At 68.8% G+C, this 13,839-nt stretch carries 13 protein-coding genes and 4 pseudogenes; 9 read left to right on the top strand and 8 right to left on the bottom strand.

Features of this window, described 5'->3' with window-relative positions; translation table 11 throughout:
* Nucleotides 1–47 precede the first annotated feature (47 nt).
* From SY89_RS08365 to mce, 3 genes are all read right to left on the bottom strand, one after another.
* Nucleotides 48–611 (bottom strand): DUF6517 family protein, encoded by a 564-nt coding sequence (locus SY89_RS08365; protein ID WP_054583870.1) that lies wholly within the window; start codon nucleotides 609–611, stop codon nucleotides 48–50.
* A gap of 124 nt (nucleotides 612–735) precedes the next feature.
* Complete coding sequence (locus tag SY89_RS08360; RefSeq protein WP_080506643.1) at nucleotides 736–2,898, bottom strand: DUF4350 domain-containing protein; 2,163 nt, start codon at nucleotides 2,896–2,898, stop codon at nucleotides 736–738.
* Between the two features lie 91 nt (nucleotides 2,899–2,989).
* Nucleotides 2,990–3,382 carry a methylmalonyl-CoA epimerase gene (gene mce, locus SY89_RS08355; RefSeq protein ID WP_054583869.1) on the bottom strand — a complete coding sequence of 131 codons (393 nt, stop codon included), beginning with the start codon at nucleotides 3,380–3,382 and terminating at the stop codon, nucleotides 2,990–2,992.
* A 97-nt stretch (nucleotides 3,383–3,479) separates the two neighbouring features.
* Here mce and SY89_RS08350 point away from each other — a divergent pair.
* Nucleotides 3,480–3,793: pseudogene (locus SY89_RS08350) on the top strand (YbjQ family protein).
* 8 nt (nucleotides 3,794–3,801) lie between these two features.
* On the opposite strand, the pseudogene SY89_RS08345 reads toward SY89_RS08350, so the two are convergent.
* Nucleotides 3,802–5,486 (bottom strand): annotated as a pseudogene (locus SY89_RS08345) (acyl-CoA mutase large subunit family protein).
* 148 nt (nucleotides 5,487–5,634) lie between these two features.
* On the opposite strand from SY89_RS08345, the gene SY89_RS08340 reads away from it, so the two are divergent.
* Complete coding sequence (locus SY89_RS08340; protein ID WP_054583868.1) at nucleotides 5,635–6,090, top strand: hypothetical protein; 456 nt, start codon at nucleotides 5,635–5,637, stop codon at nucleotides 6,088–6,090.
* 60 nt (nucleotides 6,091–6,150) lie between these two features.
* Complete coding sequence (locus SY89_RS08335; RefSeq protein ID WP_054583867.1) at nucleotides 6,151–6,822, top strand: O-methyltransferase; 672 nt, start codon at nucleotides 6,151–6,153, stop codon at nucleotides 6,820–6,822.
* A gap of 42 nt (nucleotides 6,823–6,864) precedes the next feature.
* Here SY89_RS08335 and SY89_RS15890 read toward each other — a convergent pair.
* A pseudogene (locus SY89_RS15890) lies at nucleotides 6,865–7,617 on the bottom strand (creatininase family protein); the annotation flags it as partial.
* Nucleotides 7,618–7,762: 145 nt separating this feature from the next.
* Here SY89_RS15890 and SY89_RS08330 point away from each other — a divergent pair.
* The 3 genes from SY89_RS08330 (at nucleotide 7,763) to SY89_RS08320 (ending at nucleotide 9,373) form a co-directional block, all read left to right on the top strand.
* Nucleotides 7,763–8,191 (top strand): DUF2267 domain-containing protein, encoded by a 429-nt coding sequence (locus SY89_RS08330; protein ID WP_054583866.1) that lies wholly within the window; start codon nucleotides 7,763–7,765, stop codon nucleotides 8,189–8,191.
* A gap of 62 nt (nucleotides 8,192–8,253) precedes the next feature.
* Nucleotides 8,254–8,637, top strand: a complete 384-nt coding sequence (locus SY89_RS08325; protein WP_054583865.1) for a nascent polypeptide-associated complex protein — start codon at nucleotides 8,254–8,256, stop codon at nucleotides 8,635–8,637.
* 4 nt (nucleotides 8,638–8,641) lie between these two features.
* The gene (locus tag SY89_RS08320) at nucleotides 8,642–9,373 is read left to right on the top strand and encodes a tRNA (adenine-N1)-methyltransferase (protein ID WP_054583864.1); all 732 of its coding nucleotides are present in this window, start codon (nucleotides 8,642–8,644) and stop codon (nucleotides 9,371–9,373) included.
* A 45-nt stretch (nucleotides 9,374–9,418) separates the two neighbouring features.
* Here SY89_RS08320 and SY89_RS08315 read toward each other — a convergent pair whose 3' ends face one another.
* The gene (locus SY89_RS08315) at nucleotides 9,419–9,742 is read right to left on the bottom strand and encodes a transcription factor S (protein ID WP_054583863.1); all 324 of its coding nucleotides are present in this window, start codon (nucleotides 9,740–9,742) and stop codon (nucleotides 9,419–9,421) included.
* 467 nt (nucleotides 9,743–10,209) lie between these two features.
* Here SY89_RS08315 and SY89_RS08310 point away from each other — a divergent pair, with 467 nt between their 5' ends.
* On the top strand, nucleotides 10,210–10,407 hold the full coding sequence (locus tag SY89_RS08310; protein WP_054583862.1) for a hypothetical protein: 198 nt from the start codon (nucleotides 10,210–10,212) through the stop codon (nucleotides 10,405–10,407).
* Nucleotides 10,408–10,434: 27 nt separating this feature from the next.
* On the opposite strand, the pseudogene SY89_RS08305 reads toward SY89_RS08310, so the two are convergent.
* Nucleotides 10,435–10,940, bottom strand: a pseudogene (locus SY89_RS08305) (DUF21 domain-containing protein).
* Nucleotides 10,941–11,033: 93 nt separating this feature from the next.
* On the opposite strand from SY89_RS08305, the gene mvaD reads away from it, so the two are divergent.
* Together mvaD and SY89_RS08295 are read left to right on the top strand one after the other, a co-directional pair.
* A complete protein-coding gene (mvaD, locus tag SY89_RS08300; RefSeq protein WP_054583861.1) occupies nucleotides 11,034–12,032 on the top strand; it encodes a phosphomevalonate decarboxylase MvaD in 999 nt (332 codons plus the stop codon).
* Between the two features lie 111 nt (nucleotides 12,033–12,143).
* The gene (locus SY89_RS08295) at nucleotides 12,144–12,713 is read left to right on the top strand and encodes a GNAT family N-acetyltransferase (RefSeq protein WP_054583860.1); all 570 of its coding nucleotides are present in this window, start codon (nucleotides 12,144–12,146) and stop codon (nucleotides 12,711–12,713) included.
* A 6-nt stretch (nucleotides 12,714–12,719) separates the two neighbouring features.
* On the opposite strand, the gene SY89_RS08290 is transcribed toward SY89_RS08295, so the two are convergent.
* Nucleotides 12,720–13,763 (bottom strand): hypothetical protein, encoded by a 1,044-nt coding sequence (locus tag SY89_RS08290; protein ID WP_054583859.1) that lies wholly within the window; start codon nucleotides 13,761–13,763, stop codon nucleotides 12,720–12,722.
* Nucleotides 13,764–13,839 lie beyond the last annotated feature (76 nt).

Genomic DNA, 13,839 nt, shown 5'->3' with positions numbered 1-13,839 from the left:
TCCACGGGACTACTGGTACTTGCCTCTTGGCACACGCCCGCGACCGATCAGCCGTGGGTGAGCGCCGCGAACAGCGCGTCGACGGCGTCGCGACTCCCCGGGCGCTCCGCGGAGTAGACGCCCACCGCGAACACGGTGTCCCCGTCCATCGTCTCCCGGGCGACGACGAGCCGCGGGGCGTCGCCCTCGACCTCGTACTCGCCGGCAGTCACGCTCTCACCGCCGAGATCGACGGTCGCCTCGCCAGCCCACGTCACCTCGGGCGTGTCCATCGGGAGGTACGGAAGCACGTACGTGACGGCCTGCTTCAGCGGCGCGTACGTCAGCGGGTTCAGCGAGACGCCGCCGACGCTCCAGCCCGGGAGACTCACCGTGACTACCGCCGCCCCCGTCTCCTCGTGAGTAGTCGTCATCACGTACGCCGAGAGGTCGACCTGCTTCTCGATGCCGCCGACGCGCAGGCGCTCTTGGAACTGCATCGGTTCGACGCTCGGCTCGCCGAACCCGTGTTCGGCGGCGGTGTCGGCGTCGACAGTCAGCGGCGCGTCGGCGGCCCCGCGCATCGGTCCGCCGGCGACGAGCCAGCCGCCGCCGACGGCCGCGAACAGCACCCCGCGACGAGAACGAGTGACAGAACTCTCCGCAGCATGGGCCCGGATTACGAAGCAGCCGGGATAACTGTTCTCCTTCGTGACACGCTCGAACGCCAGCAAAAAACGGCGATCGGGAGTGGGGTCAGTCGCCGTGACCCTTGCCCTTGCCCTTGCCCTTGCCCTTGCCGGGTCCGTTCTCGCTCTCGCCGGGGACGCCCGGCCCGGCTCGGGGGCCTTTGTACGTCGCGTCGGCGTCGTACCCGTCGAACAGACGGTACCAGTCGTCGACGTTGCCGGTCGTGGGGAGGCTCGCGCGGTCGGCGAGGTTCGACTGCTCGTCGATCACGCGCCCGCTCCCGAGTCGGAGATCCGTCGCCAGCGCCTCGGCGACGGCGTCGAGATGCTCGCGGTGCTCGGTCGGCACGTCGCCGCCCAGTAGCACCACGCCGCCGCCGTCGGCGACGAACTCTCGCAGGCGGGTGAGTTCGGCGTCGGTGAACGGCTCGGCGGGCGCTGAGATCAGCAGCGCACGACCCCGCGCCAGCAGGTCGCCGGTGAGATCGTTCACCTGCTCGAAGCCGAGGCCGACGCCCTCGAGATACCGGAGGTAGTTAGCGGCGTCCTCCGCGCCGACGCTGCGCTCGGCGCCGAACTGGCCGTGGCCGCCGTCGATCAGTACGTCTCCCTCGCGGTCGGCGAGCCGGTCGAGCAGGCTCGTGAGGAACGCGTAGTTGCCGTACCCGGACACGTCGTCGGGGAACTCGTCGTCCTCGAACGCCTCGTCGATCAGGCTCGATCCGGTCATCGCGACGCGGGCGTGCTGGTCGATTCCGACGAGTGGAACGCCGTCCGTGTACGCGAGATCGGCGCCGAGCTGAGTCGCCGTCGGTTCGGCGGCGACGGGGACGCGCTTGGCGTCCAGCCGACCGTCGGTCGTCCGAACGCCGGCTGCGTACGGGGCGTAGAGTTGCTCCACGTCCCCGTTCCGGATCGTCGCCGAGGCGTCGGGGTCGCTCTCGCCCCAGAGCCGCTTCCCCTCGCGCCGGGCGGCGAACTCCTCTTGCAGGAAGCTGTCGTGCTGGCCGAAGCCGGAGTCGTAGACGCGGGCGTACCCCTCACGGACCGCCGCGCGGTTGTACGGCGTGTCGTAGCTCCCGCTCCCATCGGTGTCCACGTCGATGTAGGCGAGCAGGCGGCCGAAGTCCCCGCGCAGGGGCTCCTCGTCGTCGAACCGGATCGAGACCGTCTGGTCGCCCAGTAGCGCTTCGGCGAACGCCGTGGCGTCGTCGCCGCGCGCCTTGAGGTACGGCTCGTCGCCGATCCCCTCCCACTCCTGGGTGGTCTCCTCGGTATCTCCTGTCTCGGGCGTGTCGATGCCGAGGATGCGGACCGTGTCGATGTAGCCGTTGGGGAACTGGACGTCGATGGTGTCGCCGTCGGTGACCGAGCGCACGTCGACCTCGTAGCGCTCGCCCTTCGCTAGGTCGGGCGGGGCGATCCCCGGCCGGTCGGCGAAGTAGTCGAACGCGTCGGCGTTGTAGCGCTCGGTCTTCGGCACGAACCCGATCCCGGCATTGGTCTCCTCGTCGAGCACCTGGTCGTCGTTGAACCGGAAGCCGAGGCCGAGCGCCGACGCGATCTCGTTGAGGTTGGCCGTCGCGTCGTAGTTGCGGAAGTCGGACTGATCGAACAGCAGCAGCGCGCCGCCGTCGTCGACGAACGTCGCGAGCGCGTCGAGTTCGTCGTCGGTGAACGCCTCCGACGGGGAGGTGACGATCGCCGCGTCCGCGTCCGGAAGCGCGCTAGCCAGGTCGTCCGTCGCGGTCGTCTGGTAGCCGTTGTCCTCGGCGTACTTGAGGAACTGCGAGAAGCTGTCGCTGTCGTAGTACTGGCCGTGCCCGTCGTCGAACGCCACCGCCGGGCCGTCGGCCTCGGCGTCGAGGACGTTCAGCACGAACTCCTCGTTGCCGGTGGCGAAATCGGCGCCGTTCTCGACGATCGGCGCGCCGAAGCCGACGACGCCGCCGTCGCTGGAGACCAGCGGGATGTCGGCGTCGTCGGGGTAGTCGATAGCGTCCTCCGCCCCGTCCTCGTCGACGTTGATGGCCGTCTCGCTCGCCCAGACCGCCACCAGCGAGTCGTCGGTCAGCGGTTCGCGCTTCGCGTTCAGCTGACTCGCCGTCGAGTCGAACGCGAGCGGTTCGATCTCGGCTGTCGCCGCCAGCGCGCTCCCGCTCGCGCTGACGCCGACGCCCCCGAGCAGTGCCCCTGCAGCCGTCGCCTTGAGAAACAGCCGTCGTCGCATGCGGGCCGACATTACGGCCATCGGCCAATAAATCATCCGTCGAACTACACGAATATATACCGCACTGAGGGCTCAGAACGCTATATAGCCGTCAGTGCTCCACGAACTCGACCAGCACGCCCGCGGTATCCCGTGGGTGGAGGAAGGCGATGTCGTGTCCCCACGCGCCCGGTCGTGGCTCGTCGTCGATCGTCTCGATCCCCAGGTCGCGGGCGCGGTCGAGCGCGGCCGCGGCGTCGTCGGTCGCGAAGGCCACGTGGTGCAGCCCCGAACCGTTCTCGGCGACGTAGTCGGCGATGGTGCTGCTCTCGTCGAGCGGTTCGATCACTTCGACGTACCCGTTGCCGAGGTCGAGGAACACGAAGCGCATCCCGCGGGCCTCGTCGGTCTCCTCGTGGACGTTCTCGGCGCCGAGCAGGTCGCCGAACAGTGCCGCGGTCTCGGCGGCGTCGTCGGTCGCGACGCCGGCGTGGTCGAACTCCATGGGTGTGACTGCGCGCCGACAGCCCAAAAGCGTGGGTCGTTCGGTGAGCCTGCTACTCGCCGACACGATTATGGGCCAGTCGGGCACACTCCCGGGCATGCAGACCTCCACCACCGACTCGATCGCGGGCGCGGAGATCGCGGAGACGCTCGGCACCGTCCGGGGAACACTGTGCGGGCCCGCAACGTCGGCCGGGACTTCACCCAGAGCCTGCGAAACCTTATCGGCGGCGAGATGAAGGCGTACACCGAACTGCTGTCGGACTCCCGTGAGCAGGCCGAGGAGCGCATGCTGGCCGAAGCCGAGTCGATGGGCGCCGACGCGGTCGTCGAGATGCGCTTCGAAACCTCCGAGATCGCCGGGACGGGCGCGGAGATGCTGGCCTACGGGACGGCGGTGAAACTGGAGTAAGCGACCGCTCAGACCGACACGCCCTGCTGGTACTCGCCGAACACGTCGCGGAACAGGTTACAGACCTCGCCGACGGTCGCCTTCGCCTTCACGGCGTCGACGATGTACGGCATCACGTTCTCGTCGCCCTCGGCGGCGTCACGCAGGTCGTCGAGCGCCGCCTCGACGGCGTCGTCGTCGCGCGCCTCGCGCAGGTCGTCGAGGCGGTCGATCTGTCGCTGCTCGTCCTCCTCGTCGACCGACTCCAGCTCCATCTCCGGCTCGGCGTCCTCGACCTCGAACTCGTTGACGCCGACGATGATCCGCTCGCCCTCCTCGATCTCCTCCTGGCGCTCGAAGGCGACCTCCTGGATCTGGCGCTGGACCCACTGGTCCTCGATGGCGCCGCGCATCCCGCCGCGCTCGTCCACGTCGTCGAGGATCTCGAACGCCTCCGCTTCGATGTCGTCGGTGAGGCTCTCGACGTAGTAGCTGCCGGCCAGGGGGTCGATCGTGTCGGCGGCGCCGGACTCGTGGGCGAGGATCTGCTGGGTGCGAAGCGCGGTGCGGACCGACTCCTCGGTCGGGAGCGCGAGCGCCTCGTCCTTCCCGTTCGTGTGGAGGCTCTGTGTGCCGCCGAGGACGGCGGCGAGCGCCTGGTAGGAGACGCGGACGACGTTGTTCTCGATCTGCTGGGCCGTGAGCGTCGAGCCGCCGGTCTGGGTGTGGAACTTCAGCTGCTTCGACTTGGGGTTCTCGGCACCGAATCGCTCCTCCATGATCGTCGCCCACATCCGCCGGGCGGCGCGGAACTTCGCGGCCTCCTCGAAGATGTTGTTGTGCGCGTTGAAGAAGAAGGAGAGCTGGGGGCGAACTCGTCCACGTCGAGGCCGGCGTCGATGGCGGCCTCGACGTACTCGATCCCGTTGCCGAGCGTGAACGCGACCTCCTGGGCGGCCGTCGAGCCCGCCTCGCGGATGTGGTAGCCCGAGATGGAGATCGTGTTGAAGTTCGGCGTCTCCTCGGCACAGAACTCGAAGATGTCCGTGATCAGCCGCATCGACGACTCCGGCGGGTAGATGTACGTGTTCCGCGCGGCGTACTCTTTCAGGATGTCGTTCTGGATCGTCCCGCGCAGTTCCTCGCGATCGACGCCCTGCTCGTCGCCGACGGCGATGTACAGCGCCAGCAGCACGCTCGCGGGGGCGTTGATCGTCATCGACGTGGACACCTCGTCCAGCGGGATCCCCTCGAAGACGGTCTTCATGTCCTCGATCGAGTCGATGGCGACGCCCGAGCGCCCGACCTCGCCGGTGGCCATGTCGGCGTCGGAGTCGTGGCCCATCTGTGTCGGCAGGTCGAACGCCATCGAGAGCCCGGTCTGGCCCTGATCGAGGAGGTAGTGGAAGCGCTCGTTGGTCTCCGACGCCGTCCCCATCCCGGCGTACTGCCGCATCGTCCAGAGCCGACCGCGGTGCATCGTCGAGTAGACGCCGCGGGTGTAGGGCTCCTGCCCCGGGAAGCCGAGATCCTCCTCGTAGTCGAGGTCGGCCACGTCCGCCGGCGTGTACAACGGCTGGACCTCCTGGCCGCCGGTGTCGGTCTCGAAAGGCTCCTTCCGCTCGCCGAACCGGTCGACGGTGGGGCCGTAGGTCTCCTCCTCCCAGTGTTCCTTCCCCTCACGGATCGCCGCGAGGTCCGCCTCGTCGAACATGCCTCGAACTGGGGCCGGTTCGGACTTAAGCATGGGGAGACGACAGCCGGCAGGTCGGCCGCCGTCGACGCCGCCGCCAGCCGTCGATCCCGACGCCGAGGCTCCGGAGTCACCCGGCTTTATCGGGTCCGCGGTCGACAGCCGGCACATGGCACTCATCGACACTGCGTTCGGTATGCTGCACGTGCTGTTCGCCGGGATCTGGTCCGGGACGACCGTCTTCTACGCCTGGCGGATCCACCCGCTGCTGAGCGAAGGAGAGATCGACGCCACGTCCGCGATGTCGATCACGACCGGGCTGCGCTGGCTCACCCGGATCGGCGCCGTGGTGTTCGTCGTCACCGGCGGCCACATGGCGGGAACGGGCTACGGCGACGGACGCCTGTTCAGCGACCCGATGGGCCACGCCGTGCTCGGGATGCTCACGCTCTGGCTGGTCGTGACCGGGCTGCTGGAGATGGCGATCGGGAAGATGCAGCCCCACCTCGGCGACGGCCGGATCCAGACCGCCGGCCGCGAGACCGAGACGTTCATCAAGGTCGCCGCGACGTTCTCGGTCGTGCTGCTGCTGCTCGGCGGCTACCTCTCCCAGCCGCTCGTCTGATCCACTCCGGGACGCGTTCCCTGACCAAACGCTTACTTCTCCGCCGTCGAACCGACGCGCATGGATCTTGAGACCGTCGAACGATACGTCCGCGCAACGGGCGCCAGCCACAGCGAGATACAGGCGGAGATGGCCGACTACGCCGACGAGAACGGCTTCCCGATCATCGGCCCCGACGCGGGCGCGGTGCTGCGCATGCTCGCGCGCCTGACCGACGCCGGGCGCGTGTTCGAGTTCGGCTCGGGCTACGGCTACAGCGCCTCGTGGTTCCTCGCCGGCGGCGCCGACGAGGTCGTGCTCACCGAGATCGACGACGACGAACTCGAGATGGCCCGAGAGTTTCTCGACCGCGCCGGCGTCGCCGAGCGCGCACGGTTCGAACACGGCGACGCGCTGGAGCTGGTCGAGGCGTACGGCGGTCCGTTCGACGTGGTCCTGATCGACCACGACAAACCGCGCTACGCACAGGGGTTCGACAAGGCCCGAGAGAAAGTGCCCGAAGGCGGCGTGATCGTCGCCGACAACATGACCCGCGGCCCGATCGATCTCGACGCGCTGACGGCGTACTTCGCCGACGAGGAGCCGCTGCCGGACGACGCCAGCGACGGCACCGAGGGGATCGCCGACTACGTCGAACACGTCCACGCGGACCCGGCGTTCGAGTCGTTCGTCCTCCCGGTCGGCTCGGGGCTCTGTCTGAGTACGCGGGTGACGCCGCGAGGGGAGGAGTAGGGCCCTACAGCTCGGTCCCGGTGGCCGCGTCGACGTGTTCGGGGGCATCAGGTCCCGAAAGCGCTGATCGGCCAGCCACTCGCCCAACTGGACCAGTTCGTCACAAGCCGCCTCGAAGATCCGCTCACCCTTCTCCGCGGTCGCGTCGGTCGGGTCGCCGAAGGCGCCGTTGCCGGAGTTCTCGACCGTGTCGTAGTGGATCCGTGCGCCGTGACGGCTGTGGCCCGAACTGGCGAGGTCAGTCAGCCCCCCGTCGCGGGCACCCTCGAACTGTCCGGGCTTGACCGTCTCCGGATCGAGATGTAGCAGCATCGAGGTCTCCTTCGGCCCGGCGTGGGGGCCGTTGGTCTCGAACAGCTCGTCGACGAGGTCGGGGATCGAGTTGTCCCACATCCACGGCGTCGCGAACGCGGTTTCGTCGGCGCGCACGCGGCGGCCGACCTCCTGGAGATGCTGTTCGTTCCCGCCGTGGGCGTTGACGAACACCACGCGGTCGATTCCGTGATACGTGAGGTTGCGGGTCAGATCCTCGACGTAGTCCCGGAACGACGACGGCGACACCCACATCGTGCCGTGGAACTGTCGGTGGTGGTCGCTGACCCCGATGTTGACGGTCGGCGTACAGAGGAAGCCAGTTCGCTCGGCGGCCGCGCGGGCCAGCCCCTCCGCGATCACGTGATCGGTCGAGAGCGGCAGGTGGGGGCCGTGCTGTTCGGTCGAACCCAGCGGGACGAACGCGACGGGGCCGGTGTCGGCGGTGGCGACGTCCGGCCACGTTTGATCGGCGAGATACACGGCCTAACGCTGGCTCGCCGGGGGCAAAAACCTCCCGTGCGTAGGCAACGGCCACGGCCGCTTTCGGTCACAATCGGTCGACGAGTGGCTTCGCCGTGCTGTATCCCCCGGGTAACTATAACGGAGGCGTGCGTATCAGAAATGAATGAACTTCGATGAATTCACAGGTGAGGTCCAGCACCGACTCGAGCTACCAGGAACTGGGGAGGCAGTTCGGGCGACGCGGGCGACGCTGATGGCGCTCGGCCAACGGATCCCCGAAGGGAACGCGGAGGATCTGGCGGCCTCGCTCCCGATGGAGGTCAAGTGGTACATGACGGGTGCCGTCCACGAACACGGCCAGCGGTTCGACTGGGCGGAGTTCGTCTCCCGGGTTAGCGAGGTCGAGCACGTCGAGCGACAGGAGGCAGCGTATCACGCCCAGGTCATTATGGACCTCGTGGCGTCGCAGGTGCCGCCGTCGGATCTCCGCCAGCTCCGCGACTCGCTCCCCGAGAGCGAGGACGACGAGAACTGGGGGAAGCTGTTCGGCGTCATCGACTCCGGCGGCTGGCAGGCTGAGTCGTCGGCGTAACGATTCCCGGTGGTTCGGGCCCCTTCGCCACGCTTTTGACGCCGCCCCACCGACTGAGAACTATGTTTGGAGGCGGCGGACTCAACCCGCGCAAGATGCAGCAGATGATGAAGCAGATGGGGATCGACGTCGAGGAGCTCGACGCCGAGGAAGTGATCATCCGGACCGGCGACGAGGAGCTCTACTTCGACGGCGCCCAGGTCACCAAGATGGACGCCCAGGGGCAGGAGACGTACCAGATCGTCGGCGAGCCCAACGTCCGCGAGACGGGCGCCGACGAGGCCGACGCGCTCGAGGAAGGTGAGGCGGCGGCCGACGACGGCGGCATCCCCGAAGCCGACGTGGAGATCGTCGCCCAGCGCGCCGGCGTCACCGAGTCCACCGCCCGGGAAGCGCTCGAGGAGAACGACGGCGACCTCGCCGCGGCCGTCTCGCAGCTGGAGTAGTCCGGTGGAGGCCGTTCTACTGGTTCATGGCGACCGTGAGTACGTCCGACAGCCCGGCGAGGAGCTCCAGACCGACCTGGGCGTGCTCGACGTACCCGAGGACGTGCGCCACGGCGACGAACTGGAGACCCACCTGGGCGAGCGATTCGTCGCCCAGAAACTCCGCGGGCCCGACCTCTTCGAGCATTTCGAACGCACCGGCGCCCCGATGATGCCCCGCGACGCCGGGCTCGTGATGGGCCACACCGGCGCCGGCGGCGGCGACCGCGTGCTCGACGCCGGCACCGGCACGGGCGTGCTCGCGGCCTACCTCGCCCGGGCCGGCGCCGAGGTGACGACGTACGAGACGGATCCGGCGTTCGCCGACGTGGCCCGCGAGAACATGGCCCTCGGCGGCGTCGACGACCGCGTCGACGTGCGAACCGGCGACGTGACCGAGCAGCTCGACGAACTCGTCGAGGAGGGCCCCTTCGACGTGCTCACCCTCGACACCGGGGACTCGGCGGCCGTCGTCGAACGGGCGCCGGAGTTACTGACGAGCGGCGGGTTCGTCGCCGTCTACTCGCCGTTCGTGGAGTCGGTCCGGGAGACCGTCGAGGCCGCCCGCGACGGGCTCACGGAGATCCGGACGTTCGAGACGATCCAGCGTCGGATGGACGTGAGCGACCGCGGGACGCGGCCGTCGACGGCCGGCGTCGGGCACACTGGCTACCTGACGTTCGCGCGGAAGGAGTAAGCAGTACGGCGGGACGGTTTCGGTACAGCCTGCTCGAACCCGTTCTCAGTGGTCGTCCTCGCGCCACTTGTGGCCGCACTCCGTACAGGTAAAGAACCGCGTCTCGGACTCGTCGGCCGAGCGAATCTGCTTCATCTCGTAGCTCGCGCGGTCGTTGCCACACTCGGGACAGCGGATCTCGGTGGTCGGCCCCATCGCCTCCTCGCCCACGTCGGACATGTCGACGATGTCGCTCTCCTCCTGGTCCTGCTGGGTGGTCATGTCGCTCTCCTCGGCTTCGTTGCGGGCCTCGGTGTAGCCACAGCTGCCACAGACCCACTCGTCGCCGTCGGCCTTCATCATCGAGCCGCACTCGTCGCAGAACTTCATTATCGGCAGCGTAGCGGGCCACCCGGTTTAAGCGCCGGGGTTCGTCGCCGCAGCGTCGGGATTCAGCCGAACGCACCCGGGCGCACCCCGGTCGGCGCGCCGAACTGCCGCAGCGGGGGACGACCGCCCAGAACACTCCCGTGAGCGCGATACCGACGCCGCCGGCCAGCAGCACCGCCCGTGCGCCAACAGCGGCACCGGCAGCGCCACCGAGGAGGAGCCCCAGCGGGCCGACGACGTTGCTCAGGCTGCTGACCGTCGCCGTCACCCGGCCGAGCCGGTCGTCGGGGACGCCAGTCTGCATCGTCGCCTGGACGCCGACGTTGTACACGCCGACGGGGATCCGGGAAAGCCCGAACAGTGCCGCCGTCACGACCACGCTCCCGAGTTCGACCCCTGCTACCCAGGTTCCTCCAGCGAGCAGGAGCCCAACGGCGTTTGTGGCGCCCAACGATCGATCTTCGACGATGGGCGCAAGCAGGGCGCCGACGACCGCGCCGGCAGTCGTCGCGACGCCGCTGATGCACGACTTCTGGAACGCCGAGGACACACAGGGCGAGATGACCCACTTCCTCAAGAACGCCGCGCTGCTCGGTGGCTCGCTTGCGTTCCTCGCCCTCGGCGGCGTCGACTGGCCGCTGGCACTCAACGTCGGCCTCTTCTAAGCGCCCCTCCCCTGGCTCGTAACGGACTCAGTCAACGTACGGGCGCTCGATATCGGGCTCGCCTTCGATCCACTCCGTAATCGCGCTGGTCACCCAGTCGAAGACGGTGATCACCGGCGAGAGCCCCCGCTCGACGACAGCGATCACGGGGGCGACCCGGAGCGACCACTCCGCGGCGTTGCCCAACCCGTACGCTTTCGGGACGATCTCGCCGAAAACGAGGACCAACATGCTCGTGAGTATCGTGGCGGCGACGACCGCAGGGCCGGGATCGAGCGAGCGGGCGACCAGCACGGTGACGATGCTCGAGATCGCGACGTTGACCACGTTGTTCCCGACCAGCAGCGTCACGAGCAGCCGGTGGGGATCCTCGCGGAGCGCGGTTAGCGTCCGCTCCCGGGGTCGTCGTCGCCGGTCGTTTCGGCGGCCGAGGGGAGCGAGAAGATCGCCGTTTCGGAACTGGAGAAGAAGGCGCTACAGGCGAGCAGCGCGACTGTACCGACGACGCCGCCGACGACGAGGGGGTCGACCATGGAGCCTCTCCCGCCGGGGCGATAATGAAGCCGGCGGCGGCCCGACTGGCACCGACACGTCTAACCCGGGGCGCCGAGCATTTGCGCCCAGAGATGTCGCTCAAAGCCACCGCGCGGGCCCACCCCATCCAGGGGCTCGTGAAGTACCACGGGATGCGCGACGAGGAGCTTCGGCTCCCCTACCACGACTCGATCAGCGTCTGTACGGCGCCGTCGAACACCACCACCACCGTCGAGTTCCTGCCCGACGCCGGCGACGACACGTACATCATCGACGGCGAGGGCGTCGACGGCCGCGGCGCCGAGCGCATCCGCCACGTGCTTGATCACGTTCGCGCGCTCGCGGGCATCGACCACGCGGCCCGAGTCGAGAGTGAGAACTCCTTCCCCTCGAACGTCGGCTTCGGTTCCTCCTCCTCCGGCTTCGCGGCGCTGGCGATGGCCGCCAGCGAGGCCGCGGGGATGGACCTCACCCGACCGGAGATCTCGACCATCGCCCGCCGGGGATCTTCGTCGGCCGCTCGTGCGGTTACGGGCGCCTTCTCCGACCTCTCGGCCGGCCTGAACGACGAGGACTGTCGCTCTCACCGCCTCGCCACCGGGACGGGCGAGGACGGGTTCGACCCCGAGGAGGACCTCCGGATCGTCACCGCGCTCGTCCCCGCCTACAAGGAGACCGAGGAAGCGCACACGGAGGCAGAGGCGAGCCACATGTTCGACGCACGCCTGGCGCACGTCCAGGACCAGTTGGTCGAGATGCGCGACGCGCTGCGGGAGGGCGACTTCCACCGGATCTTCGGCACCGCCGAGCACGACTCGCTGTCGCTGACGGCGACGACGATGACCGGCCCGTCGGGCTGGGTGTACTGGAAGCCCGAGACTATCGCCGTGTTCAACGCCGTGCGGGAGCTCCGGGAGACGGGCGTCCCCGTCTACTTCTCGACGGACACCGGCGCGTCGGTGTACGTGAACACGACCGCCGACTACGCCGACGTTGTCGAGGAGAAGGTAGCCGAGACGGGCGTCGAGACGCAGGTCTGGGAGGTCGGGGGGCCCGCAGAACTGCTCGACGAGAGCGAAGCGCTGTTCTAAGCCAGCCACGGCGCGCGACCGATGGCGACCTCGGTGTCGCCCCTTTCAGAGCGAACGCCGTGGCTGTGTAGGGGCCACCGACTTTTTCCGCCGCTTCGCGGTATCACGAACATGGTCGAGATACGGACCGTCGAGAGGTCCGACCTCCCCGCGGTCCGCCGGCTCCACAACCGCTACGTGGACCGCGACGAATCCCTCGAAACCGTCCGCGAGTGGCACGACGAGCACTCCGACCTGCTCGTCGGCGCGTACGACGACGGCGAACTCGTGGGCCACGCACTCGGGCGCCCCCACGCCGCGAACGAGGTCGAACTGGCCGGCCTCTCCGTCGTCGAATCCCACCGCCGGCAGGGGATCGGCTCGGCCCTGCTCGACGCCTTCGAGGAGCGCGCCGCCGGCGCCGGCTTCGAGCGCGTGACACTCGGCTCCGCGGGCGGCTACGTCGACGATTTCTACGGCGAGAACGGCTACGAACCAGAGAGCGTGCTGGTCCGGTTCGATGTCGACGGGCCGCAACCGGAGACCGGGTTCGAGGTGATGGACGAGCGCGTCGAGGGTGACACGCGGAAACTCTACGTCGATCCCGGAGACGGAGACGCCGCACACCTCGACGCGGTCCGAGAGTCGTTCGGTGATCCCGAGGCGATCTATATCTTCGCGACGGATCTCGACGGCGCCTGACTCGCCTCACGCAGCGGCGACAGCCACCTTCTCGCCCGCCCCGCCGACCGAGACCGCGTCGACGAACGTCTCGTTCCCCGTGACGACGGCGACCGTGCGGTCGTCGACGGTCGCGAGTCGGTAGTACTCGCCGTCGACGCGCCAGCCCTCGGCGGTTCGGTTCCCGCGGGCGTCGAGGTAGTCCGCGAACGCACGCTCGAACTCCCGCGCGTCGGCATCGGTGTCCCAGCGGAGCACCCAGACGTAGCCCTCGGTGTCACCCGTGACGGCCACGAGCCGGTCGTTCCCCCAGCCTGCCGCCGCCTCAGCCGCGCGGTCCTCGGGGAGTTCGGTGCCGAGCACCGTCCGGGCGAACAGTTCGCCACGGCGGGCGAACGAGGCGGGCGTGTACCAGTCGGTCGGCGTCTCGTCGACGACGGTGAGGTTCGCCGGCGGCTCCGTCGTTCCGGGGTGGAGCAGCTGTTCGGTCGTGTTCGGGAGCCTCGTGTTCGGCGAGAAGGCCTCGCCCGGGGAGTCCAACTGCGCCGCGAAGTACTGCCCGCCGAAGCAGTACGCTTGGCCGGCGTACCGCTCGTAGTGCGTGCCGTTTCGGTACTCCCCACAGCGCCGCTCGATCGCCGAGAAACCCAAGAACTGCCGCGTGTAGGCGTCCTCGAGGTAGACTGCGCTGCCCTCGATCAGGGCGCGCTGGATCCCGAACGACTCTCGGTCGGAGACACGGTCGAGGAACACCGTCCGGTTCCCGTCGACGCGCCGGAACTGGACCACGTGGACGTACTCGTGGGCGAGGATACGGGTCACCTGCGCGACCGAGCCGTTCCCCGGCGAGATACGGACCCGGCCCGTCCGCTGGGAGTAGCTCGCGCGAACACGGTCAGCGTCGAACGTCTCGACACCGTCGCCGAGGCCGAGGTGGGCAGCGAAATCGTCCGTCTGTGGCTCCAGCGCTCCGTCTCGGACCGAGACCGCCGGCGGGTCGTACTCGCCGCCGAGTATCGACTCCACGCGCTGCCAGACCAGCGTCGCGTTCACCGGGAGATCGCCGTACACCGCGACCTCACCCGCTGGCGTCAGTGTTTGCGTGGCCTCCGGCGCTTCCGTCGATCCCTGTGTGGGTGACGCCGTC

The sequence above is a fragment of the Halolamina pelagica genome, assembly GCF_001307315.1.
In the GTDB taxonomy this organism is placed as follows: Archaea; Halobacteriota; Halobacteria; order Halobacteriales; family Haloferacaceae; genus Halolamina; species Halolamina pelagica_B.
The sequence above is the reverse complement of the archived record's forward strand: the minus strand, read 5'-3'. Positions and strand labels throughout refer to the sequence as shown.

Bases quoted from the DNA above. Each gene is read 5' to 3' on its own strand.
- SY89_RS08360 (WP_080506643.1), bottom strand. From the start codon at position 2,898: ATGCGACGACGGCTGTTTCTCAAGGCGACGGCTGCAGGGGCACTGCTC.
- mce (WP_054583869.1), bottom strand. From the start codon at position 3,382: ATGGAGTTCGACCACGCCGGCGTCGCGACCGACGACGCCGCCGAGACC.
- SY89_RS08340 (WP_054583868.1), top strand. From the start codon at position 5,635: ATGGCACTCATCGACACTGCGTTCGGTATGCTGCACGTGCTGTTCGCC.
- SY89_RS08335 (WP_054583867.1), top strand. From the start codon at position 6,151: ATGGATCTTGAGACCGTCGAACGATACGTCCGCGCAACGGGCGCCAGC.
- SY89_RS08330 (WP_054583866.1), top strand. From the start codon at position 7,763: ATGAACTTCGATGAATTCACAGGTGAGGTCCAGCACCGACTCGAGCTA.
- SY89_RS08325 (WP_054583865.1), top strand. From the start codon at position 8,254: ATGTTTGGAGGCGGCGGACTCAACCCGCGCAAGATGCAGCAGATGATG.
- SY89_RS08315 (WP_054583863.1), bottom strand. From the start codon at position 9,742: ATGAAGTTCTGCGACGAGTGCGGCTCGATGATGAAGGCCGACGGCGAC.
- SY89_RS08310 (WP_054583862.1), top strand. From the start codon at position 10,210: ATGGGCGCAAGCAGGGCGCCGACGACCGCGCCGGCAGTCGTCGCGACG.
- mvaD (WP_054583861.1), top strand. From the start codon at position 11,034: ATGTCGCTCAAAGCCACCGCGCGGGCCCACCCCATCCAGGGGCTCGTG.
- SY89_RS08295 (WP_054583860.1), top strand. From the start codon at position 12,144: ATGGTCGAGATACGGACCGTCGAGAGGTCCGACCTCCCCGCGGTCCGC.